At 68.1% G+C, this 23,341-nt stretch carries 19 protein-coding genes; 3 read left to right on the forward strand and 16 right to left on the reverse strand.

The annotated features are described in order from the left end of the window. Positions 1-481 precede the first annotated feature (481 nt). Positions 482-1,126, forward strand: a complete 645-nt coding sequence (locus Sm713_RS30400; protein ID WP_212913184.1) for a DsbA family protein — start codon at positions 482-484, stop codon at positions 1,124-1,126. Positions 1,127-1,245: 119 nt separating this feature from the next. On the opposite strand, the gene Sm713_RS30405 is transcribed toward Sm713_RS30400, so the two are convergent. Further along, entirely contained in the window at positions 1,246-1,770 is a 525-nt protein-coding gene (locus tag Sm713_RS30405; protein WP_212913185.1) for a MarR family winged helix-turn-helix transcriptional regulator, read from the reverse strand. Between the two features lie 114 nt (positions 1,771-1,884). Here Sm713_RS30405 and Sm713_RS30410 point away from each other — a divergent pair, with 114 nt between their 5' ends. Both Sm713_RS30410 and Sm713_RS30415 read left to right on the forward strand, forming a co-directional pair. Beyond that, positions 1,885-2,832 carry an EamA family transporter gene (locus Sm713_RS30410; RefSeq protein WP_212913186.1) on the forward strand — a complete coding sequence of 316 codons (948 nt, stop codon included), beginning with the start codon at positions 1,885-1,887 and terminating at the stop codon, positions 2,830-2,832. 275 nt (positions 2,833-3,107) lie between these two features. Then, a complete protein-coding gene (locus Sm713_RS30415; protein ID WP_212913187.1) occupies positions 3,108-4,325 on the forward strand; it encodes an MFS transporter in 1,218 nt (405 codons plus the stop codon). Between the two features lie 307 nt (positions 4,326-4,632). Here the strand turns inward: Sm713_RS30415 and Sm713_RS30420 are convergent, their stop codons facing one another. From Sm713_RS30420 to Sm713_RS30490, 15 genes are all read right to left on the reverse strand, one after another. Further along, entirely contained in the window at positions 4,633-5,220 is a 588-nt protein-coding gene (locus Sm713_RS30420; protein WP_212913188.1) for an O-methyltransferase, read from the reverse strand. Between the two features lie 29 nt (positions 5,221-5,249). Next, entirely contained in the window at positions 5,250-6,020 is a 771-nt protein-coding gene (locus tag Sm713_RS30425; RefSeq protein WP_212913189.1) for a sulfite exporter TauE/SafE family protein, read from the reverse strand. Continuing rightward, a complete protein-coding gene (locus Sm713_RS30430) occupies positions 6,017-6,544 on the reverse strand; it encodes a hypothetical protein (RefSeq protein WP_212913190.1) in 528 nt (175 codons plus the stop codon). The genes Sm713_RS30425 and Sm713_RS30430 overlap by 4 nt, the downstream gene beginning before the upstream one ends. A gap of 3 nt (positions 6,545-6,547) precedes the next feature. Continuing rightward, positions 6,548-8,365 carry an FAD/NAD(P)-binding protein gene (locus Sm713_RS30435; protein ID WP_212913191.1) on the reverse strand — a complete coding sequence of 606 codons (1,818 nt, stop codon included), beginning with the start codon at positions 8,363-8,365 and terminating at the stop codon, positions 6,548-6,550. Then, complete coding sequence (locus Sm713_RS30440) at positions 8,340-9,620, reverse strand: pyridoxal phosphate-dependent aminotransferase (RefSeq protein WP_212913192.1); 1,281 nt, start codon at positions 9,618-9,620, stop codon at positions 8,340-8,342. Before Sm713_RS30440 ends, Sm713_RS30435 begins: the two co-directional genes overlap by 26 nt. A gap of 34 nt (positions 9,621-9,654) precedes the next feature. Beyond that, the gene (locus tag Sm713_RS30445) at positions 9,655-10,413 is read right to left on the reverse strand and encodes an iron-containing redox enzyme family protein (RefSeq protein ID WP_212913193.1); all 759 of its coding nucleotides are present in this window, start codon (positions 10,411-10,413) and stop codon (positions 9,655-9,657) included. Positions 10,414-11,010: 597 nt separating this feature from the next. Continuing rightward, on the reverse strand, positions 11,011-11,736 hold the full coding sequence (locus tag Sm713_RS30450; RefSeq protein ID WP_212913194.1) for a HemK2/MTQ2 family protein methyltransferase: 726 nt from the start codon (positions 11,734-11,736) through the stop codon (positions 11,011-11,013). A 224-nt stretch (positions 11,737-11,960) separates the two neighbouring features. Beyond that, positions 11,961-12,926 (reverse strand): ribose-phosphate diphosphokinase, encoded by a 966-nt coding sequence (locus Sm713_RS30455; RefSeq protein WP_212913195.1) that lies wholly within the window; start codon positions 12,924-12,926, stop codon positions 11,961-11,963. Next, a complete protein-coding gene (locus Sm713_RS30460) occupies positions 12,926-13,873 on the reverse strand; it encodes a pseudouridine-5'-phosphate glycosidase (RefSeq protein WP_212913196.1) in 948 nt (315 codons plus the stop codon). The genes Sm713_RS30455 and Sm713_RS30460 overlap by 1 nt, the downstream gene beginning before the upstream one ends. A 14-nt stretch (positions 13,874-13,887) precedes the next feature. Beyond that, on the reverse strand, positions 13,888-17,931 hold the full coding sequence (locus Sm713_RS30465) for an amino acid adenylation domain-containing protein (protein ID WP_212913197.1): 4,044 nt from the start codon (positions 17,929-17,931) through the stop codon (positions 13,888-13,890). Positions 17,932-18,284: 353 nt separating this feature from the next. Next, a complete protein-coding gene (locus tag Sm713_RS30470; RefSeq protein ID WP_212913198.1) occupies positions 18,285-18,965 on the reverse strand; it encodes an NAD(P)H-dependent oxidoreductase in 681 nt (226 codons plus the stop codon). Positions 18,966-19,274: 309 nt separating this feature from the next. Beyond that, the gene (gene upp, locus Sm713_RS30475) at positions 19,275-19,946 is read right to left on the reverse strand and encodes a uracil phosphoribosyltransferase (protein ID WP_212913199.1); all 672 of its coding nucleotides are present in this window, start codon (positions 19,944-19,946) and stop codon (positions 19,275-19,277) included. A 5-nt stretch (positions 19,947-19,951) separates the two neighbouring features. Continuing rightward, on the reverse strand, positions 19,952-20,644 hold the full coding sequence (locus tag Sm713_RS30480; protein ID WP_212913200.1) for a phosphoribosylanthranilate isomerase: 693 nt from the start codon (positions 20,642-20,644) through the stop codon (positions 19,952-19,954). A 185-nt stretch (positions 20,645-20,829) separates the two neighbouring features. Then, entirely contained in the window at positions 20,830-21,510 is a 681-nt protein-coding gene (locus tag Sm713_RS30485; RefSeq protein ID WP_212913201.1) for a type 1 glutamine amidotransferase domain-containing protein, read from the reverse strand. 178 nt (positions 21,511-21,688) lie between these two features. After that, a complete protein-coding gene (locus Sm713_RS30490; protein WP_212913202.1) occupies positions 21,689-22,468 on the reverse strand; it encodes an alpha/beta fold hydrolase in 780 nt (259 codons plus the stop codon). Positions 22,469-23,341: the final 873 nt, after the last annotated feature.

Raw genomic sequence — 23,341 nt, forward strand, 5'->3', positions numbered from 1 at the left:
CCCGTAGGTGCGGGCGGTGAATTCTGCTTGAGCCATCGGGACCGGTCGCTGATTTCCCTCCATGCTGACGCGGGCCCGCAGTTCGAATCGGGTGCGTCGCATAGGGAATGTGGCATCCGTGGCGGGTGAGCCGCCACCGCGATGCTCGCCCTCGCCGCGCGACAATCCTCGACAGGGCGGTTAGCACGCCGGTGACGGTAGCGAGGCGGGTGCGGATCCGTTCGAGGGCTGATGTCGCCGCCGTCTTCCGTAGTTCACCCGGGGGGATTTCTCCTGGCCGAAACACCACCTACCTCGAATTCGACGCCGGCCACACGTCCCTCGTCGAAAAGCGCACCGAACTTGTCGACACCATCCCCCTCCCCGTCACCTTCATCATCCATAAGCCCCGGAATGCGCTCATACCCGGCAGGCCGCTCGCAACCCAGCAAGCCGCTCGCGACCAAGCCGTATAGATCCCCTATGAGAGGACCTGACGATCATGACCGTCTCGCCACCGGACCGGCAGGACAAGACCGTTGTCGACCTGTGGTTCGATCCGCGCTGCCCGTGGGCGTGGATCACCTCCCGCTGGCTGCTGGAGGTCGAACAGGTGCGACCCATCGAAACCCGTTTCCACATCATGAGCCTGTCGGTCCTCAACGAGGGCCGCGAGGTGCCCGAGAAGTACAAGCAGGGCATGATCGACGGCTGGGGGCCGGTGCGCGTCTGCATCGCGGCCGAGCAGCAGTACGGCAACGAGGTGATGCGGCCGCTCTACAACGCCATGGGAACCCGGATCCACCACGACAAGGCCGGCCTGGGGCGGGACATGATGCTCGCCTCCCTCGCCGAGGCCGATCTGCCGTCAGCGCTCATCGAGGCGGCGGACTCCACCGATTACGACAAGGAGCTCCGGGCCAGCCACCACGCCGGCATGGACCCCGTCGGCCAGGAGGTCGGCACTCCCGTGATCCACGTGCCCGGAGCCGACGGCGAACTCGTCGCGTTCTTCGGACCCGTCATCACCCCCGCCCCGCGGGGCGAGGCCGCCGGCCGCCTCTGGGACGGTGTCATCGCCGTGACGAGCACCGACGGGTTCTTCGAGCTCAAGCGCACCCGCACCCGCGACCCCATCTTCGACTGACGCGCCGCGGATGACCCTCCGCTGACGCGCCCCCGGGGCGACCCTCCGCCACGGTGCCGGGCCTCTGGCAGCCGCGGTGGGGGCCCGTCAGCGGTGGAGTGCCCCGCGGGTGCGGGCCCCTACTCGCTCGGCAGCGTCCGGTTCAGCTTGCGGAGCAGGTGCGTCAGGGCGTCCTGCTCCTCGGCGGTCAGCCCGGCGACGAGCCGCGTCTCGTTCTTGACGTGCTGCTCGACCGCCGCGTCGATGAGCTCCCGGCCCCGCTCCGTGAGGCGGATGAGCCGGCCGCGCCCGTCGTCCTCGGCCGCTCGGCGGCTGACCAGGCCGGCGCGCTCCAGCCGGTCGACGCGCTTCGTCACCGCGCCCGAGGTGACCATCGTCGACCCGCGCAGGTCACCGGCCGTCAGCTCGTAAGGAGGGCCGGAGCGGCGCAGCGTGCCGAGCACGTCGAACTCGCCCCTGCCCAGGTCGAAGCTCTCGAAGACCCGGGACAGCCGTTCGTCCAGCGCCCAGTGCAGGCGGGTGATGCGTCCGATCACGTGCATCGGGCTGGGGTCGAGTTCGGGCCGCTCCCGATGCCACTGGTCGATGATGAGATCGACCGCGTCGGCTTCGGTGGGCGCAAGGGAGTCACCGTCCTGGGGCATGGCTTGACTATACCTTCCATGGAAAGTAATCTTATCTTCCATGGAAACTACCGTATGGTGCCTGGCGTCGGCGAACCCCGATGACCGGTACTTCGGTACGGAGGGCGACGCGGTATGAAGAGCGGCCAGCAATTACTTACCTCGGGCGTGACGGCACTGGCGCCGGCTGTCTGGGGCACCACCTACATGGTGACGACCGAGTGGTTGCCGCCGGACCGCCCCATGCTCGCCACCACCGTGCGGGCGCTTCCAGCGGGCCTGATCCTGCTGGCCTTCGCGCGGGCGATGCCGAAGGGGATCTGGCTGTGGCGCGCCCTGGTGCTCGGCACGCTCAACATAGGCGCGTTCAACTACCTGTTGTTCGTCGCGGCCTATCGCCTGCCGGGCGGCATAGCAGCGATGATCATGGCGGTGCAGCCGATGGTCGTGCTGATCCTCGCGGCCCTGCTCATGGGGGACAGGGTCCAACCGGTGCACGTGTTGGCCTGCCTCCTCGGCGCGGGCGGTGTCGTACTGCTCGTCTTCAAGGGGAACGCGACAGTCGACTACGTCGGCGTGGTGGCGGCCCTGATAGCGGCCGTCTGCATGGCCACCGGCATCACGCTGACCAAGATGTGGGGGCGCCCGGACGGCGTGGGGCTGCTGCCCTTCACCGGCTGGCAGCTGGTCGCGGGCGGACTCGTGGCGCTGCCCTTCACGCTGGGCATCGAGGGCCTGCCGTCCAGCATCAACGGAACGAACGTCCTCGGGTTCTCCTACCTCATTATCCTCGGCGCCGTGATCAGTTATGTGATCTGGTTCCGCGGAATAGAGCGACTGCCCGCGGTGGCGGTTTCCTTCCTTGCCCTCGGAAGCCCGATCGTCGCCACCCTTCTTGGATATGTCGTCCTGGATCAGACGCTGTCGATCCTTCAGCTGCTCGGAATCGTCGTGATTCTCGCCGCCGTGCTGCTCGCACAGCCCCGGCCGGCCAAGCGGCAGAAGCTCAGTCCGGACGACACCCCCGATACCGCGGTACCCGAACCGACGTCATCGTCGGCGGTGGAAGGGGGGCGCTCATGATGACGCATGAGCAACACCCCACCCCGTCCGCCGGTGCGCACTGAAGAAGTTCGGACGCCATCGCAGCCGGCTTGACCAGCCGGTGGTGAGCGCTGGCATCGAACGTCCTCACCTCCACGGCCAGGCGTATCCCGGACAATGCAGCGACCGCCCGGAAGGTGGGGCCGGCAGTGAAGCCCGGAAATGCGGCGCGGAAACCGAGCGCCTCGCATCGACCGATCGACCCCGGTGTTCCTCTGCCGACTCCACAGCCTAAAACAATTCAGAGAGAAGAAATGGTTACTATCGCTGAACGCCCGCACTCGGCCTTACGGTCCTGGCTGGGTGTCTCCGTCATCACAGCCAGTCTCTTTACTTTCGTCACCACCGAGTTGATGCCCGTCGGCCTTCTTACTCCGATCAGTACGAGCCTGAAGATCGAAGTGGGCATCGCCGGTCTGATGGTCACTCTTTACGGTGTCTCAGCCGGGCTCGGCGTACCGTTTATCGTGGCGTGGACCAGGCATGTCAACCGACGTGTGCTGCTGTCCACGCTCTTGGCGATCCTGGCTCTCGGTAACCTGATCACGGCCATCTCGCCGAACTTCCCGCTGGTCCTGACGACGCGACTGATCATGGGATTCGCCAACGGCGTCTTCTGGGCCATCGGCGTCGGCATGGCGATGCGCCTCGTTCCGGATCGCTACGCGAGCAGGGCGTCCGCGGTCGCCCTGTCCGGCATCTCGATCGCCACGGTCGTGGGCATCCCGCTGGGAACGTTCCTGGAGAGCCTCAGCGACTGGCGCACCACGTTCCTGATCTGGAGCGGCCTCAGCGCGGTGGTGTTCGTCCTGGTCGCCACGATCGTGCCGTCGCTGCCGTCGGACAACGCCGTCTCGGTGCGGGAGGTCTTCTCGCTCCCGGTCAAGAACGTACGGCTGCGCCTGGTGGCCACCGCCGTCGCCCTCTACGTGCTGGGTCACTTCGGGGCGTACACGTTCATCCGGCCGTTCGCCGAGGACAACACCTCCGCCTCGGCCGCCTTCATCAGCATCCTGCTCGTGGTGTACGGCGTCAGCGGCGCGGCCGGCAACTTCGTCGCCGGATACACCGTGAACAAGAACCTGAGGGCCACCTTCATCACCGCCTGCGTCGGAATCCTCGCGGCGCTGCTGCTGCTCCTCACGATCGGCCACACGAAGCTCGGCCTGATCCTCTCGGTGATCCTCTGGGGCCTCTCCTTCGGCGGGGCGAACCTCTCCCAGATCAACCTCACGCTCGGGGCGGCGCCCGACAAGTTCGAGGCCGCCATGTCGATCAACACCCTCGGCTACAACACGTCCATCGCGCTCGGTGCGCTCTTCGGTGGGCTGTTCGCCGACAACTTCGGTGTCGAGAGTGCCGTCTGGTTCGGCGTGGCGCTGACAGCGCTCTCGCTGGTCATCACGCTCGGCACGCGTAAGAGGACCGCGAGCCCGGTCGTCGACGAGGCGCTGGCGACGACCGGTAGCTAGACCGGTTCTCCGGTCCGCCGGTCCTGGCGAAGGGCTGACGGCCACACGGTTCCCTCATCGAGTGGGGCGCACGCCGTCCACCGTCCACGTTTCCGGGTCGAGAGACACGGGAGCGGCCGAGGACGGGACGGTGTGCGCCTCTCGCGTTCCCGACGCCTCCCGCCAGAGCGGCACAGCGGCACAGCGGCACAGCGGCGCCCGCGCCGCCGTAGCGAGCGGTGGGCTGGCACGACGGCGGGCCCCCGCCGGCGCACAGCACTCGCTGCCCGCCGGCGGGGGCCCGCCCACGACGTCCGGCCGCCGGCCGTCACCTGTCCTTCAGGATCACCAGCTCACCCTTGCCGATCGGGGAGAGGGAGCTGAGGTAGCCCTCCGAGGCCTCGACCAGCTTGTTGAACTCCTCCAACTGGGGGGCATGGGAGGTGGCGTTGTCGACGACCATGACGCAGCCGTCCGCGAGGACCTGCTGCAACGAGGGCCACCAGCCGGCGTACTGCCCGCGATTGCTGTCGAGGAAGACGAAGTCGTACTCACCGGCACCGCGCGAGGCGAGGAACCGGCCGGCCTCGTCCGTGATCTGCTGGATACGGGGGCCGAGGCCGGAGCGCTGGAAGTTCCGCTCGGCCATGGCGATCTTGCCGGGTGCCTGCTCGACGGTCGTGACCGAGCCGCCGGGGCCCACGGCGTCGGCCAGCCACAGCGTGGAATAGCCGTTCGACGTCCCGATCTCCAGCACGTTCTTGCACTTGCATGCCTTGATGAGCAGCGCGAGGAACACGCCGGTGTCGTGCGTGATGTTCAGCATCTTCCGGCTCCGGTCGTCCGTCGCCGCGTCGTTGGTCTCACCGAATTCCTCCAACTCGCGCAGGAGCTCGATCAGAGCCGGTTCCATCATGCTTCCCCTCGTCGCGTCATGGCGCCTCGTCAGCCAGCCAGATTCTGCACCGTAATGTACAACCCGAGCAGTAGCAGGGCCGCACAGAGCACCGTTCGGAACCTGTCCTCGGGTATCCCGCGGCGTATCCGATTTCCGATCGACATACCGAGGAATGCCGGGGCCAGGGAGAGGGCCGACATGACGAGGAGGTTCACGCTGAGCAGGTCCTGCGCCCGCAGCGACGAGGCAAGACCGACCGTCGACAGCGTGAAGAGGATTCCCATGCTCTGCACCAGCTCGTCGCGGAGGAGCCCGATGGACTGCAGGTAGAAGACCCCCGGGACGGCCGAGGAGCCGGTCATTCCGGTGAGGAAGCCGTTGGTGGCTCCGAAGAGCACGCCCGTGGGGTGGTGGAACCACTTCCCCCGGATGTCGACCCGCAGCTTGAACAGCCCGAGCAGCCCGTACACGGCGAGCCCCACGCCGAGCAGGGACGACATCACGTCCGCCCGGAAAAAGCCCAGCGTGAGGATGCCCGACAGGGCGAACACCGTGGCCGCCAGGAGGAACGGCCACGTGAGCCTGGCGACTTTCCGGCCGTGGCCGCCGCGCAGAGCCTGGAGGATGTTCGTCAGGAACGTCGGGATGAGGATCAGCGCCTTCGCGGGCTGGATCCCGATCGTCGCGGTGAGAATCCCCAGGACAACGGGCGGCAGCCCCAGACCGGTCAAACCCTTGAACAACCCACCCACGAAGAACGTCAGGGCGATCAGCGCGAAGGTGGTCAGGTGGAACGAGAACAGGTCGCTGCGGATCACTGGTGGACGGCGGCCTCCGGGTGCCCCGCCTCGATCCCGCGGGACACGAAGCACCGCAGTGCCTCCACCACGTCGGCCTGCTCCTGCGAGGTCAGCTCCTCGGGCCGCTCCTGCTCGAAGCGGTCGGCGAGCCCCAGGATGTCGTCCCTGCGGTTCTCGATGTAGACGCTGGCGTCCGCCACATGCGTCGCCTGGTGGCCTTCGAACTGCTCGGCGAGCTCCTCGGCGGACGGCACGAAGTTGATGTCGAACGTGCCGATCTGGAGAAGGACGTAGCGCGAGGGCGTCCCGACGGGGGCGCCGTTGACGAACCGGTGCCTGCTCGGGTTCGGCACCTGGAACACCTGCCCCGGATCGACGCTGAACGACTCGCCCGCGTCGGGGAGTTCGATCGTGATCCGGCCCCGCGAGCAGTACATCATGTCCGACACTTCCTTGTGGAAGTGATACGGGACGGCCTTGTGGTCGAGGTTGAACACGCTGACCCGCAGGCCGTCCTGGTAGTGGAACTCTTTCATTTCCATTGCTCATCTCCCTGTTTCGGTACTGACCAGCCCGGGGCCGTCCCCGGCGACGGGCCGTTCACCGGCGGCCGTGACCGATTCGACCCAGTCGTCGGCCACCCGTTCCGCCGCCTCGACGAATGCGCCGGCGTAATTGCGTTCGTTCTGCCAGAACCTGACGGGCGCGCCGAAGGACGACAGATACGGTGACGGGACGCGCGCGCCATTCATCCGCTTCATCGCCCGATACCTTCCATGGGCGTCGAGCGCTATTCCGCCCGTGGTGTATCCCCCCTCTTCGTGGGGGACGATCTCGCCCCGGCGCAGAAGGCTCTGCACGAACGCCGAGGGGTGGCGTTCCATCCGGAAATCCTGCGTCTTCGCGCGGACCACGCAGTCCGCTAGCAGAGTCGACGGTGCGCCGTCGGCGGACCGGTAGGCGACCTGGAACCGGCCGTCTTCGCCGACGTCGATGCCCGGCGCGTCGTAACCCTGCCGCACGGTCGTCAGGATGCCGGCGTCCATCAGGGCGAGGATCTTCTCCGCGTTCGCGGCCGGCATGGGTACGGCCGTGCGGATGAAGTGGGTGTCGAGCAGGCGGTCGTAGAGGGCCTTGTCGCTCGGTTCGAGCTGGTGGTAGAAGCGCATCCTGCGCGTCTTCAGCACGATCGTGTAGACGAGGTTGCCCTTGTAGGAGTCCTCCAGATCGCTCCGGAGCTTCTCCCCGGCGGAGCGGTAGCGGGGGTGCTCGACGTCGTGCCACCCCACCGCCCCGGCGGTCGCCCGGCGCAGGTCCTTGTCCAGGAGTTCCAGGATGGGCTCGATCCTCAGCTGACCGTGGTGCTCGCGCCGGATCGCGGCCAGGTTCTCCTCCGTGACGTGGTGCAGCTCGTAGTCGGCGAGCGGCCCCCGGACCGGAGGGAAGAACCCGGAGCGCGATCCGGCGACGATCCGCAGCGGCTCCCGGCCGGCGCCCGCCGCCGGCCGGTACGAGGCGACGTGGCCGTCGGGCGTGTACGCGAACTCGCCCTCGCCGGTGAGCGACATGATGGCGTCGATGCCACTCGGGCCCATGCCCTGGACGAACACGCGGGGGCGCTCGCCGCGGGCACGCCGGGACCGGGCGCGGCCGGCGACGGCGAGCCCCAGCGCGTCCGGTGGATACGGCGACGCGATGTATCCACCGTGGCCCGAAAGCGCGTCGGTCTCCGTGGGCTTCCAGTGCCCGGTGCTCAGCAGGACGCGGTCGAAGCCCTCCACGGTGAACTCGCGCTGGGTGCCGAGCTCGCGGAGGCGTACGGAGAAGCCCCCCTCCGCCGCGTATCCGTCGAAGGCTTCGTGCCGGACGTACTGCCGGACCTCGATGCCGTGCGCGCGGCACGTCTCGACGGTGTCCCGGAACCGGTCTTCGAGGTACAGGCCGAACAGCGCGCGCGGATAGAACTCGCCGTCCGCGGGCCGCCACTCGGCCAGCTCGATCCCGGGGTGTGTCTCCAGGACGAGTTCCGGGTGGTCCCTGATGAGCCGGGGTTTGCTCTCGGCCATCCAGTCGACGAAGTCGTTGCCATGGATGCCCATGGTGCTGGCCTCGTTGTTGCACCGGTGCCCGAGCTGGACGTTGTCCTTGGCGTAGGGGTATCCGGGGCCGTTCACCGACCCCCGCTCCACCGTGGTGATCGAGATCGCCGAACGGGGGAGCGGGGGCTGCACCCGTGGATCCGTCAGCCTCCTGACCAGATGCCACAGCGCGCACGTACCGGCGAAACCGGTACCGATGATGCAGAACCTCAGGGATCCCGGGGGATTGGCATTCAGGTCAGGACTCCAGACGGCTGAGGGCATCCCTGATGCGTATGCCGGCTTTGCTCAGGAGGGAACCGGTGCGGCCGCAGTTGATCCGCACGAAGTGGTCCAGGCGGTCGTCCTCGCCGAAGTGGTTGCCGCAGATCGTGGCGACCTTCGCCTCCGCCAGCAGGAACTGGTCGGCGGTGACGTAGCCGTGCCGCTGGTAGGCGGCGGCGTAGGCCGAGAGGTCCACGAACAGGAAGTAGCCTCCCTGCGGCCGGCGGACCTGCAACGAGGGGACCGCTTCGAGCTCTCGCAGCATGGCCTCCAGGTTGGCGCGCGCGGTCCTCGCCCTGCCGGTGGCCACCTCGTCCATCTCCGGCCTCAGCGCGATGTGCGTGGAGACCTGGCCGTAGGTGGACGCGAACGACGTCAGGTTGACCTGGGCGCGTGCGGCCGCTTCCACGATGTCCGCCGGACCGCAGAGGTAGCCGATCCGATCGCCGTGCATGCCGTACGTCTTGCCCGGTCCGGTCACGGAGACCGTCCACGGCCGCATGGAGCAGTGGCCGCCGTCCGGGAGCGGGACGTCGATGGCCCCGAACGTCCTGGCCCGGGCGTCGAGGATGTGGGCCTCGTAGGGGCAGTCGAACAAGACGTGGATCGGGCTCTGCCCGCCGGCCTCGCGCCGCAGGTTGTGCCGGGCGATGACGAGGGCCAGCGCCGACAGCTCCTCGGTCGAGTAGATCTTGCCCGTCGGGTTGATGCAGTCGCCGAGGACGACGATCTTGGTTCGCTCCGAGATCGCCTCCTCCAGGGCCGGGGCCGTCAGCCCGTCGTCCGCCGTGACCAGGACGGTCTTCGGCGTGGCTTCGTGAAGCCTCACCATGTCCGGGTAGTGCGGCCAGTTGGGCACGGGGATCACGACCTCGTCGCCCGGATCCAGCAGTGCGTGGAAGGTCACCGAGATGGACCCCTTCACACCGCCCGGCGTGACCATGATTTCGCTCTCCGGGTCGTACTCGATTCCGTGCAGGCGGGCCACGCGGGCCGCCACGGAATCCAGCAGGAACGGAAATCCCTTGACCGGTGCGAAGGCGTGGATCGTGTTGGATTTCGTCTGGATGAACTCGATCACGCCCTGGTCGATCCGGGGATCGGTCGGCGTGTCCAGCGCACCGATGCTGAGGTCGATGATCTTGTCTTCCTCGGCGAGTCCACGATTGAGCGCGGCGAGCTTCGCCGCGGTTCCGTGGGTCGCTGATTCCGGAATGCTCAGGACGGCGTTTGAGATGCCTCGAATTTTCTGCACGGTCGTACGGGCTGCCTCTCTGACGCTCCGGAACTCAACTCGTGACGGCCTTGTGCATGGCGTTCCACATCTCGAGCTGGATGTTCAGGGTCTCCGTCGCGGCATAGGCGATCTCGGCGACGTCGGCGTCGGCGTGGCAGTTGTTCAGTACACACTTCTTCGCGTCGGCGGCGTGGCGCTCCTCGACGCCCTCGTCGCCCACGTGGACGTTGAAGTAGATCTCCACGTCGTCCACGAACCGGGCCTCGGGGAGTTCGTTGTTCGTGTTGCGGAAGGCCGTGCGGCAGACCTGGAGCATCCTGTCCGCGTGCGACTCCAGGGCCATCGCGACGCCGAGCATGCGGTGGTAGTTGGTGGTGAGCAGGCCGAGGGTCCGCTCCCGGTACGCCAGCGTCTCCGAGATGATCAGCTTGCTGTCCCGCGCGTCCCTGACGAGCAGCGGCGACAGGCCGAACTCGACCTCGCCGTGCAGGTTGTGGGCGTTCTCCATCAGGATCTCGTGGCAGTGCGCGGCCACGCCGTTGCCCGTCTCCTCGTTGAGGATGTGGGAGAACAGGACCAGCGTGTCGCGGTCGTCGTGGGCCGCCGCCTGGGCGCACACGTGGGCGATGCCCTTGACCGTGCCCTCGGTCCGGTGGAAGAAGTTCGCCCGGTGGAAGTCGTAGGTCTCGCCGGTCCAGGGCGTCGACTCCAGGAGCTTGAAGTACTCGTTGTCGTAGACGGGGTGCCGGTCCAGGTCGTCGATGAGCGAGGTGACCTGGTCGTGAAGTGCGGTTGCGGTGCTTGTCGTCATCTTTTTTCCACTCCTATTTCAGGCAGGATTGAATCGTGTCACGGCATTGATGGTCGAGTGACGATCCAGTGGATTAGCGCGAAGAGTCGACAAATGGCTCGGACAGGGTCGTGGGCATGCTTACGCCTTCCCCCTTCAAGCGGAGGCAGGCGGATCCCTTCAGGGAAATCCGGCCTCCGTCAGCCACGACGACCCCGGCTCTCGGTCGTGTCCATATTGGCGTACCGACCCTACGAGAAACAGGCCTCAAACCGGCCATTGATTTTTCGTCACCGCGCTGCTGTGTATCGTTATCGAGGTGGAGCCGCCGGCATGTATTCGTACCACCCTGGTCGTGAATGTATCGGTGAACCGGCCGGCGCAGACGGCGCATACTCCCGCGCCGGAAAAGAGGAATGTGAGAATCCCCTTGGCGTCCGCGGAAGGGGCGGCGGAGAATCCGTGCTCGGCGAGGGAATCCGCTAAAAGCAGCATGCTCCATTCCGTTTGTGCGGAAACGCGGTGACGGCTTTTTCCGATACCCCGCGGGGACGCAGCGAGGCCTCCTCACCGCCTCTCGGAACCGGTGAGGAGGCCCCTGTGGCGCTCAGTTCCGGCTCACGACAACCGGTAGGCGGCGAAGTCCACCGGCACGTCGGCGACGGGTGCCGTGTGCTCCAGCACGACCTCGCGGTGGAACCCCGCCTCGTCGATGAGCTTCAGGAGGTAGTTCACGTCACCCATCGTGCTGAAGAAGATGATCATGCGCCCGTTCTCGGCGAGGTGCTCGCGGACCTGCTTGAAGAACGTCGTCAACGCGCCGTAGTTCTCGTCCGTCGTGGCCGAGTCGGCCACGTCGCGGGCGGCGAACCACTGGAACGGCGGGTTGAAGATGATCAGGTCGAACGTGCCCTCGACGGCGCTGAAGACATCGCTCTGGCGCACCTCGTAACGGTCGGCCACGCCGTTGCTCGCGGCGTTGGCCCGGGCGGCCTCGACCGCGTGCGGGTTGATGTCGACGGCGAACACCCTGGCGGCCCTGGTGGCGGCGAGGATGCCCAGGGACCCGCTTCCGGCGCCCATGTCCAGAACGCGGTCGCTCTCGGTGACCTCGGCGAGGATCTTCTTGCCGAGCATGTGGGAGACGGGGCAGGGGGTCATGACCTGGGAGGGGACCTTCAGCGTCAGACCGTTGAAGGAGACGGTCTCCTCGCCGGCGGGCTCGCTGCCGTCACTGGCCAGGGTCCTGCGCAGTTCCAGGACCTGCCCGAGACGCTCGTCGGACATCAGCGGCCGGTGGTCGACGGCCGTGCCGAGGCCGCCCTGTGACTGGTTGTTTTCCATGGTGGAGACTCCTCCGTCGAAGGGGAATGTCGGGATGTGCAAGTGCCGCGGTCCTTCCCCCGCACGGGGCGGTGGGTGCGGAACCGCGCTCATGGCCGGATGAGCCGGCCTGTTTCCGCGTGGATCCGGGGTGGTCGGTGGACCCGTCAGGGCTCCCCGAATCCACGCGTCGCTCTCGTCCTCGGCTGCCGGAATCGCTCCGCTCCGTCGCGAGGGCCCGCCGGTCAGGCGTGCCCGTCGAAGAGGCTGGTGACCGATCCGTCCTCGCAGACCTCCTGGATCGCCCGCGCCAGCAGGGGGGCGATGGACAGCACGGTCAGCTTGGGAAAGCGCTTCTCCTCGGGGATCGGCAGGGTGTTGGTGACGATCACCTCGCACGCCGCGCAGGTCGACAGGCGCTCGGCGGCGGGGTCGGACAGGATGCCGTGCGTGGAGGCGATGACCACGTCAGCGGCGCCCTCGGCCAGCAGGGCCTCGGTGGCCTTCACGATCGTGCCGCCGGTGTCGATCATGTCGTCGATCAGCACGCAGAGCCGGCCGCGCACCGTGCCGACGACGCGGTTCGCGACGGCCTCGTTGGGCCTGTCGGGGTCGCGGGTCTTGTGGATGAAGGCGATCGGCCGGCCGCCCAGGTGGCCGGCCCACTTCTCGGCCAGCTTGGTCCGCCCGGAGTCGGGGGAGACCACGGTGATGTCGGCGCCGCCGCCGTACTTGTCGTTCACGTACTCGGCCAGCATGTTCTGCGCGAGCAGGTGGTCGACCGGGCCGTCGAAGAAGCCCTGGATCTGGGCGGTGTGCAGGTCGACCGTCATGACCCGGTTCGCGCCCGCCGTCCTGAACAGGTCGGCGATGAGCCGGGCCGAGATCGGCTCCCGGCCCCGGTGCTTCTTGTCCTGCCGGGAGTAGGGGTAGAACGGCATGATCACGGTGATCCGCCTGGCGCTGGCGCGTTTGAGCGTGTCCACCATGATCAGTTGTTCCATGAGCCACTTGTTGATCGGCGTGCAGTGGCTCTGGAGGACGAACGCGTCACTGCCGCGCACCGACTCCTCGAACCGGACGAAGATCTCACCGTTCGCGAAGTCGTACACCGACTGCGGGGTGAGCGGGACGTCCACGTGCTTGGCGACCTGCTCGGCCAGCTCGGGGTGACTGCGCCCGGCGAACAGCATGACGTTCTTCGCGTCCATCAGCCTCGCACCTTCCTGCGGTACGCGGCGTGTGCCGCGGCGAGCCGCCCGCCGACCCCGGCCGTGCTGATCAGGACGGCCATGTTGGCCCTGGCCGACCGCCCCTCCGTGGCCGCGTCCACCGCGCGCATGAGGTACTTCGTGATCGCCTGCCCCCGGATGCCGTCCCGCTCCGCGGCGGCCATGGCCTCGGTGATGGCGGCGTCGACCTCGTCGCTGTCGATCGCCTCCTCGGGCCGGACCGGCGTCGTGATCAGGAACGAGCTGTCGTTGCCCAGCGCCCAGTGGTTCTCTATGGAACGGGCGATCACCTCGTCGTCGTCCAGCCGCATCGGGCTGCGGAAACCGCTGGTGGTGCAGTAGAACGCGGGGAAGTCGTCGGACCGGTACGAGACCACCGGCACGCACTGGGTCTCCAGGTACTCCAGCGTCAGGCCGAGGTCGAGGATCTTCTTCGCGCCGGCGCACACCACCGCGACCCTGGAGCGCGTGAACTGGATGAGGTCGGAGGAGACGTCCATGGTCTTCTCCGCGCCCCGGTGCACACCGCCGATTCCGGCCGAGGAGAAGAACGGGATGCCCGCGAGCTCGGCCGCCACCACCGAGGAGGCGACCGTCAGCGCGCCCATCCGGCCCTGGGCCAGGACGATCGGCATGTCCCTGCTGCTGACCTTGGGGATGCCCGGCGTCGAGGCGAACCGCTCGATGTCGGCGTCGGTCATGCCGACCACGATCCTGCCGCCGTCGACGGCGATCGTGGCCGGGACGGAACCGCCCGCCCGGACGGCATCCTCGACCTTCCGCGCGGTCGCGGCGTTCTCCGGGTAGGGCAGTCCGTGGGTGATGACGTTGGACTCCAGCGCCACCACCGGACGGCCCTCGTGGAGCGCGTCGGCCACCTCGGCGCTGAAGGCGAGCGGAATGTTCTCGTGGGGAAGCGAGGTCATGGTCGTCACCGCCATCAGTCGATGTCGGGGCCGTAGGTGGGCACCTTGCCCAGGATGTCCCGGCGATTGACGATCTCCGGGATGTAGACCTTCTCGGTCCAGACCTCCTTGTCGATCGGCTCGAACGCGATCGACACCACCCCCTCGTCGCAGCCGAAGGCGGTGGTGACCGCTCTCGTCAGGGCCGAGACCAGCTCCGACTGCTGCTCGTCGCTGAGCGAGACCGGGAAGTGCTTGATGTTGACGTGCGGCATGATCGTTTCCTTCCGGATGTCCAGGCGGCGACGGATGGCCGTCGCGAGCTCGTCGATGTCCGGCGCCTTGAGCATGGAGTAGTGATCGGCCTGAAGTTCCAGAACGGTCGGTGGCGAGGCCGCATAGCCGCTGCTGCCGTCCAGGAACGAGTAGTCGTCTCCCCGGGCCTTGAAGATGGTGATGGGGGCGGTGATCCGCCGCTCGGTCAGCTCGCGGAAGGTGTAGCTGAACTCGAACGTCGTCCCCACGACCGCGATGATCCGGCGCACCAGGTCGATGTCGAGGTTCGGGATGCTCTCGCTGACGAAGGCGGCGAAGGTCTCGTCGTCCTCCGCGGCGGCGAGGCACTTCTCCAGTAGGGGACCGCTGATCGCGCCGGAGAAGACGGAGAAGAGGATCGTCACGTACGCCTTGTTGGCGTAGGAGGCGACGCGGTCCTGCCCGCCGGCCGAGCGGACCTTGGGCGAGCCGGGGGCGATCAGGAAGACGTGGTCGACCTTCTCACCCGCCTGTTCGAGCTGGTACGCGGCCTCGAAGGCCACGCGCGCCCCGAAGGAGTAGCCCCACAGGGTGTACGGGCCCTCCGGCTGGAGCTGCTTGATGGCCTTGACGTCCTCGGCCGCCATCTCCCTGATCGTCGGGTACGGAGCCTCACCCTCGTTGATGCCGTGTGCCTGCACACCGAAGAACGGCCGGTCCGTGCCCATCTTCGCGGCCAGCAGCCGCAGGTTCATGGTGTAGCCGCCGAGACCGGGCCAGCAGTAGACCGGCTTCTGCGGCCCCTCGGGCTGGAGGGGGACCAGCCGGGAGGACTGCTGGTCGTCCGCCCCGTCCACCCGCCGGGCCAGCTTCTCGATCGTCGGGGACTCGAACAGCACCTGAAGCGGCAGCGACGCCTCGAACTCCCGGTTGATCTTGTTGATCAGCCCGACCGCGATCAGCGAGTTGCCTCCGGAGGCGAAGAAGTCGTCCTGCACCGAGACGGCCTCCCGCTTCATCGCCTTCTTCCAGTGCTCGGCGATGCGGCGCTCGACGTGGGTGCGGGGCGCGATGAAGGGGCGGTCGCCGCTGTCCACGCCGGTCCTGTCGGAGGCGGCGAGCGCCTTGACGTCGATCTTGCCGTTGGCGGTCGTCGGCAGCGCGTCGAGGATCACGACCTTGTTGGGGATCATGTAGTCCGGAAGGAAGTTGATCAGGTCGTCACGGATGATCTCCGCCGGGCCGCGCATGTGCACGACGTCTTCCTTCATGCCCTCGTGCAGCCGCTGCTCGTCGCTCACCCGGCCGCCGACGAAGAAGTACGACGGACCGGTGGCCCGGCCGAGCCCGCTGAGGATGCCGTCGATCCGCCGGTGCGAGGGGAGGTCGTCGCCCGTCCTGGAGCTGTACCCGGACGACATGAACCCGAGGTTCACGTCGTTCATCGACAGCTTCTGGAGCCCCCGGCCGAGGTCTATGTACCGGCGCCAGTCCTCGGTGGTCCGGCTGATGACCGAGATCCCGATGCTCGCCCGGTCGTACACCGCCTGGTTGATGGCGATGACCTGCTTGCGCAGGACCAGGTCGGACGAGATCGGCTCCAGCTCCCCGCCCGCGTAGGCGTACTGCCCTGCCGGCAGGTCGGCGACCTTTCCCGGATGGGCCTGGACGTACACGTCGACGGCGTCGTCCATGCGCGGGCCCGCGTAGGGCACCCACGCGAAGGTGCCGAGGTAGTAGTCCTCCTCGGCGACGTCCAGCCTGTCCTTGACGGACGGCGCGAACTCCGCGCCGGCGATGTCGAGGCCGTACGCCGGCAGTATCTCCTCCAGCAGGCCCACCATGTGGCCGGTCTCGATCTCCAGCACTTCCTGGATGTTGTTCTTGTAGACCGGCTCGATCGCCCGCTTCTTGCCGAGGAAGTGCAGCTTCACCCCGGGCTCGGCCGCGCCGGCCGTCTCCGTGATCAGCACCAGCTCGTGCTCGACCGGGTGGTAGTAGTAGATGCCGGGCCGGGTGTCGCCGATGCCGGTGATCTCCAGGTACACCTGCGTGGCGTACAGGGAGCCCGGCGACGCGTAGCCGTACTTCGGCAGCAGCCGCTCCGGGCTCAGGTGCTGCCCGAAGAAGCGCAGGATCTCGCCGAACTCGTCGAAGCCGACCTCGGCCAGGTTCCGCGAGCCGGTCCCCGCGACCCGCCGTTCGAGCAGCCGGAGGACGTCGGCCTTGGTGACCTCCCCGCCCTCGTAGAACCGGTAGGTCTTGCGCGCGAACGCCTGCCGCCGCTGCTTCTCGGTGGCCGTCCTGCCCGGCAGCGTGATCACGGTCCTGCCGTCCAGCTCGTCGGCGTCGCGCACGCCCGCGTTCGACAGCTGCGCCTTGACCTGGAGCTTGCTCTCCTTGGACTGGTGGTGCGCGCCGTGGTTGCCCTGGTCCATCAGGGCGGCTTCCCGCGGGTTCAGCTCCACGCAGGCGATCAGGTTCTGGAAGCCGGTGCGGCCGTCCTTCTTGACGATCACCGCGGCGTGCTTGACCCATTCGTGCGTCTCGATCGCCAGCCGGATCTCGTCCAGCTCGACGCGGAAGCCGCGCAGCTTCACCTGGTTGTCAGCCCGGCCGACGAACTGGACGGTGCCGTCGGCGTTCCAGTGCGCGAGGTCGCCGGTCCTGAAGAGCTTCCCCCTGCCGAACGGGTTGTCCACGAACCGCTGCGCCGTCAGCTCCGGCTTGTTCAGGTAACCGCGCGCCAGCTGGACCCCGCCGATGTACAGCTCGCCGATCTCGCCGACGGCCACCCTGGACCGCTCGGCGTCGAGAACGTGGTACTCGGTGTCGTGCACCGGGGCGCCGATCGAGATCGAGTTGGGGCCCTCGCCGACGGCTGCCCGGTTCACGGTGATCGCGGAGGAGTTGATCGTGCACTCCGTCGGCCCGTAGAGGTTGACCAGGTCGCACCACGGCAGGGTGTCGAGGCACTCCTGGGCGAGCGGCCTCGACAGCGCCTCGCCGCCGGTGAAGATCTGCGTGAGCGACTTGCACGACTGGAGCTCGGCCGTGTCCAGCAGCGCCTGGAGCAGGGTGGGAACGCACTGCAACGTGGTGACACCGTGCTTCCTGATGGTGTCGATCAGCCGCTCGGCGTCACGGTAGATCCCCGGGGTGCCCATCACGACCACCGCTCCGCACGCGGGCGCGAGGATCTCCCACTGCGCCGCGTCGAAGCTCATGGGCGTCTTCTGGAGCACGGTCTTCTCGCTGTCCAGGCCGTAGGTCACCGCGAGCCAGTGCATCTGGCTGACGATGCTGCGGTGCTCGATCATCACGCCCTTCGGCTTGCCGGTGCTGCCGGAGGTGTAGATGACGTACGCCAGGTTGTACGCGGCCGGGCGGGTGGTGGCCGGGGTGAAGCCCCGGGCGTCCTCCAGCGTGACGATCGCGGTGCCCACGGGGGCGAGCGCGGCCAGCCGGTCCGCCAGCTCCGCCTGGGTGACGATGACCTTCGTACCGGAGTCCTCGATCATGTAGCGCAGGCGCTCTTCGGGGTACTCCGGCGACAGCGGCAGGTAGGCACCGCCCGCGAAGAGGATTCCCCATGCACCGATCATGAGGTCCACGGACGGCTCGACGAACAGCCCGACGCTGCCGTCGGCCGCCACGCCGAGCTGCTCCAGGCACCCCGACAGCTCGGAGCCGCGCCGGACCAGCTCGCGGTAGGTCAGGTGCTCGCCGCCGTAGATGACGGCCGTGTCGTCCGGCCGCTGTCGTGCTTCTTCCCGGAGTAAGTCGGGAAGGGTGGTCTCCGGCGAGGGTTTCAGCCTCGCCATGTCAAGTGGTAACACTTCTCCCCCTATGGATGACTGCTTGCCGGTCGCTCTCTCAGGAACGGCAACCGGTCCCTGCGGGCCGGCGATGGATCCGGCCGGCCTGACCTGGGCGAGCACCGCGGCACCGGCGCTGGCGAGGCACCGATGACCTGCGCGACGGCCGGTTCCCGCCACGGGGAACGCACGGCGCGGCACCGCCCTGACGGTCGGGCTCGCGAACGCGAGGAACGACGCCTGCCCGGCGGACCGTCCCGCCGGCACCGGGGCACCGGGGCACCGGGCACTGGGGCGCCGGGAGGCCGCGGGTGGGCGGCGAGGACGCCCCCGAGCCGCACGGGGCCCGCCGACCGCCGTCACTCCAGAGAGGTCATCGCGAAGCCCTGCCGCAGGGCGGTGGCGATCTCGACCATCCTCCGGGTCTGGTAGGCGATCGCGGCCAGGTTGTCCTCGGTGACGTTCTCCGCCAGCCGTCCGGGGATCGCCTGCCGGCCGGAGACCGAGCTCACCCCGTACGGGTTGCCGTTGCTGGGCGCCGTCTGGATGTCGTCGGTGATGCCCGGCGGCACGATGATCGCGCCCCAGTGGTAGAAGACGTTGTTCAGCGACAGGATCGTGGCCTCCTGGCCGCCGTGCGGGGCGCCGGTCGAGGTGAACGACGACATGACCTTGTTGGCCAGCCCGCGGCGCGCGTTCAGCGGCCAGGCCAGGTCGATGAAGTGCTTGAGCGGCGCGGCGATGAGGCCGAACCGCCCCGGTGCTCCCAGCAGGACCACGTCCGCCCAGTCGAGGTCGTCGATGCCGGCCGTCGGCACGTCCTTCATCGCCTCGGCGTTCTCCGACCAGGCCTCGGTCCATTCGGTGAACTCGGGTGCCAGCGACTCGTTGACGTACTCGGGCACCCGGCGCAGGCGCGCCTGCGCCCCGGCCTTCTCGGCCGCCTCGGCCGCGGCCGTCGCGAGCTTGTGGATGTTGCCGGTTCCGGAGTAGTAGACGATGGCGACTCTGGTGACGCTGGTGGGGCCGGCGGTTGACATGGCTTGCTGTGCTCCTTGGGTGGTTGTGAACGGTCTGGACGCGAGCCGGGCCGGCCGCGGGCGCGGCGGACGCCGGCCGGTGTGGGGCGCGTACCGGCCGCCGTCCGGGGCCGTGCGCACGCCGGGCGTGGAGCCCGTGGTGGGCGCGTGGTGGCCGGCCGGGCTCGATCCCCTCGCGGAGGAGGGCGCGCAGCAGAGGGGCGGGGTTCTGGCGGATGCGGGTGTGCCGCACGGGCGGCGGGATGGGCGGCACGGGGCGGTCACACCCGGGTCGGCGGGCGACCGGCTTCCTTCAGGCGCCGGCTCCGCTCACAGCACCACGTCCGTCCCGAAGTACCGGTCGCCGAAGTCGCCGATGCCGGGCTGCATGTAGGCGTTCTCGTTCAGCCGCTGCTCGATGGACGAGGTCACCATGCGCACGTGCGGGTAGCGCTCGCGGACGGCCTTGATGCCCTCGGGTGCCGACAGCAGATTGACGAACACGATGTGCTCTTCGGGCACGCCCGTCTCGAGCAGGACCTCGATCGCGGCCAGGGCCGTGCCGCCGGTGGCGAGCATCGGGTCGAGCAGCAGCACGTGGCGGTTCACGATGTCGGCGGGCAGCGCCGAGTAGTACAGGTGCGGCAGCTTCGTCACCTTGTCGCGCTGGATCAGGATCTTGCCGATCCGGATCTCCGGCGACATGGCACGCAGCTCCGCCTCCATGCTCTCGCCGGCGCGGGCGATGGACACGCCGCAGATCTCCGGGGTGATGCGCAGGCCGTGGTAGGTCTCGCCGACCGGGGTCCGCACGTCGCAGGGCTCGAAGGGGAGCAGTTCCAGGCCGGCCTCGATGAGCTGGCGGATGACCCTGCCCGCGTTCGAGACGAAGTCGTCCCGGTCGGCGCCCCGGTTGCGGATGATGGTGTGCAGGGCCCGCAACTGCTTGGTCTGCGGCAGCAGATGCACCGCGTCCTGCACCGTCGTGGTCTCGGTGGTCATCGCGTTCACCTCTGCTGGGTCTCGGCGGCCAAGCGGGCGAAGGCCCTGCGGGACTCCGTGACGAACGTGCGCACCTTCAGCCGGTCCTTGCGGCCCGTGGCGTCCTCCAGGCCGGTGTGGGCGTCCACGGCGGCCGGGCGGACCTGCTCGATCGCGTCGGCGACGTTCTGCGGGTTCAGCCCGCCCGCCAGCATCAGCGGCCGCGGTGAGATCCGCACCAGCTCGGCGCTGATGTCCCAGTCGTGCACCAGGCCCGTGGCGCCCTTGGCGCCGGTCGCGGGGTTGAAGCTGTCGGTGATGAACATGTCGACATGCTCGGCGGAGTCATCGACGATCTTGGCCAGCTCGTCGGTGTTGTCCGCCTTCACCACGAGGCTCTTGAGGACGTAGAGGTCCGGGGCGATGGTCCGCAGCTTGCGCAGCTGGGCGGGGACCACGTCACCGTGCAGCTGGATGGCGCCGACGCCCATCTCGGCGCAGAAGTCCCTGATCTCGTCGGCGTCGGTCAGGTAGGTGATGATGACGCCCTTGTGCTCCGGCTGGATCGCCCTGACGATCGCGGCCGCGTCCTTCTCGGAGAGGTCCTCGTTCTTCGCGGGGAGCCGCAGCGCGAACCCGAGCCAGTCGGCGCCCTCCTCGATGATCATGTCGGCTTCGGCCTGGTCGATGATTCCCGCGACCTGGATCAAACCCTGCATGGTGATCTCCCTTTGCCGGCGGCCGTTCACGACGGCCGTCCGTGATGGATCCGGACCGCACGGGAATGTCCGGAGGCATCACCGTGCGGAACTGCTGACATCAGCGAAAGTTGATGCGGAAAGAGGAGGGGCGCCCACCGGCGGGCAGCGTGGTTCGCACCCCGTGCCAGCGACGCGAGCCGCTGTCAGGCGTTCTTCAGTGTGTCGACGACGAGCCGTGCCACCGGCGCCGCCGACGCGGGGTTCTGGCCCGTGATGACCCGGCCGTCGGCCTCGGTGTGGGAGACGTAGTTCCCCGCCTTGGTGTGCCGCGCGCCGCGTTCCTTCAGCCGGTCCTCCAGGAGGAACGGCATGATCTCGACGAACCCGAGGGACGCCTCCTCCTCGTTGGTGAAGGACGCCACCCGCTTTCCGTCTATCAGGTAGGAACCGTCGGACAGGCGGAGATTGACGAGGCCGGCGGGGCCGTGGCAGACGGCGGAGACCACGCCTCCGCGTTCGTAGATGCCGATGGCGAGCCGGGCGAGGTCGGGCGACTCCGGAAAGTCCCACATGGCGCCGTGCCCGCCGACGTAGAAGATGGCCTCGTAGTCGGCCGAGTGCACCTGGGAGGCCGGCTGCGTCGCCACGAGCTTCGCCTTCACGGTCTCGTCGGCGAGGAAGCCGACGATCTCCGGGTCGTTCTCCTCGCCGTCGAACACCACGGCCGGCGGCTCGCCGCCCAGCACGGACACGAAGTCCACGTCGTAGCCCGCGGCCGTGAAGACGTTGTACGGGTGGGCGGCCTCCGAAACGCTGTAGCCCGTCCTGTTGCCGGTGTCGCCGAGAACATCATGACTGCTGACTGCGAGCAGTACCTTGGCCACTTCTCCTCCTGGTGTGTCGTGAATTCAGCCGGCCATGGACCTCGTGGCCGCCGGGCCCCGGTCGATCGCTCGGGAGTGGATGTCCGGGGTTTTCGTGGGCGCGGCCGGTGACGGTGTGATGGCCGGGGAAGGGGCCGCGCCCACGGTGTGGCACAGGGGGTCGGGTTGTGGGCGTGCGTCAGGGCTTGTGGATGAAGGTGGTGATGGTGTCGACGAGCTCGGTCGGCTTCTCGACGAGGACCATGTGACCGGAGTCGAATTCGCGGTAGGTGGCGTTCGGTATGGCGGCGGCGAGCTCGCGGGAGTGGTGGGTGGGCACGGCGGCGTCGGGGTTGCAGCCGATGACGAGGCTCTCGGCCTCGACCTTGCCGGCGAGGTCGCGGATGTCGGTGCGCACGAGGAGTTCGAGCTGGCGGATGCGTCCGCTGGAGGGGCTCAGCTCGGCGCCCATCTCGTCGATCTGCTCAAGGCTGTCGAGGGTGTTGATGAAGCGGGGGCTGAAGGCGGTGGTGGTCAGCACACGGCCGAAGGCCAGGGCGTCGTGCTTCTGGCTGAGGGTCAGGCCGATGAGGTTCTCCATGTAGCGGTCGGTCTGCACCAGGCCGCCGATGGGGACCAGGCGGCGGACCTGCTCGGGGTGCAGACCGGCGGTGGCCGCCACGACCGCGCCGCCCAGGGAGAAGCCGACCAGATCGACCGGACCCCTGCCGGCGTCGGTGATGATGGCGGAGACCTCGTCGGCGAGCTGCTCCATGGTCAGGTCGCTGCCGTCGTCCTCGGCGGCCTCGCTGCCGGACAGGTCGGGCAGGATGACCGTGTTGCGCCGGGCGAACTGCTCCAGCAGGTGCCCGAAGGCTGCCTGCCCGCCCTTGCCCACACCGTGCACCAGCATCAGGGCCGGACCCGACCCGGTCACCGTGTACTTCACCCGCGAGGTTCCCACAGTCACCGTAGGCATAACTGATCTTCTCCTTGTGGATCGTGAAGTGGACAGCGGGACCGATCACTTGATCGCCCCCACGCGGCAGCAACCCCCTGCTGGACGAGCCAGAGAACTCCTTTTCCGGTTGCTGCCAGGATCGAGAAGTCGTACGAGGCGCAGGCAGGTGGATACGCCGGGTGTATCCGGGCATGCGGGATCCCCGTGGCGGAACGCATGGGAAGCGGCGGCGGTATCGGCACTTCAAAGGCATCCGCGGCCACGCTCACGTTTTTGGCCGGCAAGGCTCGCGGCAGCGGCCTCACCGCACGGATGTCATATCTCCGGTACCCCGCGCCCAGCTCGCAGCGGCAGCCCGGCCACAGGCGCGTAAAGGAGCCCTGAGACCGATCCGCTGGTACGAGCAGAATTCATCGGCCGCGCAATGCGGCGGTCGTCAGCTAAGCGCGTTGCGCCTCACAACGACATCGCATGTGAATGCAGCCAGGAAGGCATGCGAACAGCATTGTGCTCACTGATATTCCCCCACATCAGTTCACCAATGTATTGAGCGTTCCACGAGGTCGCACAGGTGTCGGCCGCGTCGTGTCCGCAGTCACCCGATGGAACCGCCGGCCGGTCGGTACGGCGGTCAGGTGAGTGGGTGGCCGCGGATCATCCGGCGGCTGAGGCGGGCTTTGCGCCATAAGAGAGGGAGTCTGCCCGGAACCACGCGCGATTGACGGCGTCGGCAACGCGCGGGACGAGCTTGGTGCGAGAGGGGCTGGTTCAGGGTTCTGCCGCCAAGTCTCCCGGATTGATATCCGAGAAATGGTGCGCCTCAGGTAAGTGAACTTCGCCCATCGTGCTACCCCCTAGGTGATCACTTTGGCCCTCTCCTTTTCCCGTAGG

The organism is Streptomyces sp. TS71-3 (assembly GCF_018327685.1).
Lineage (GTDB): Bacteria > Actinomycetota > Actinomycetes > Streptomycetales > Streptomycetaceae > Streptomyces.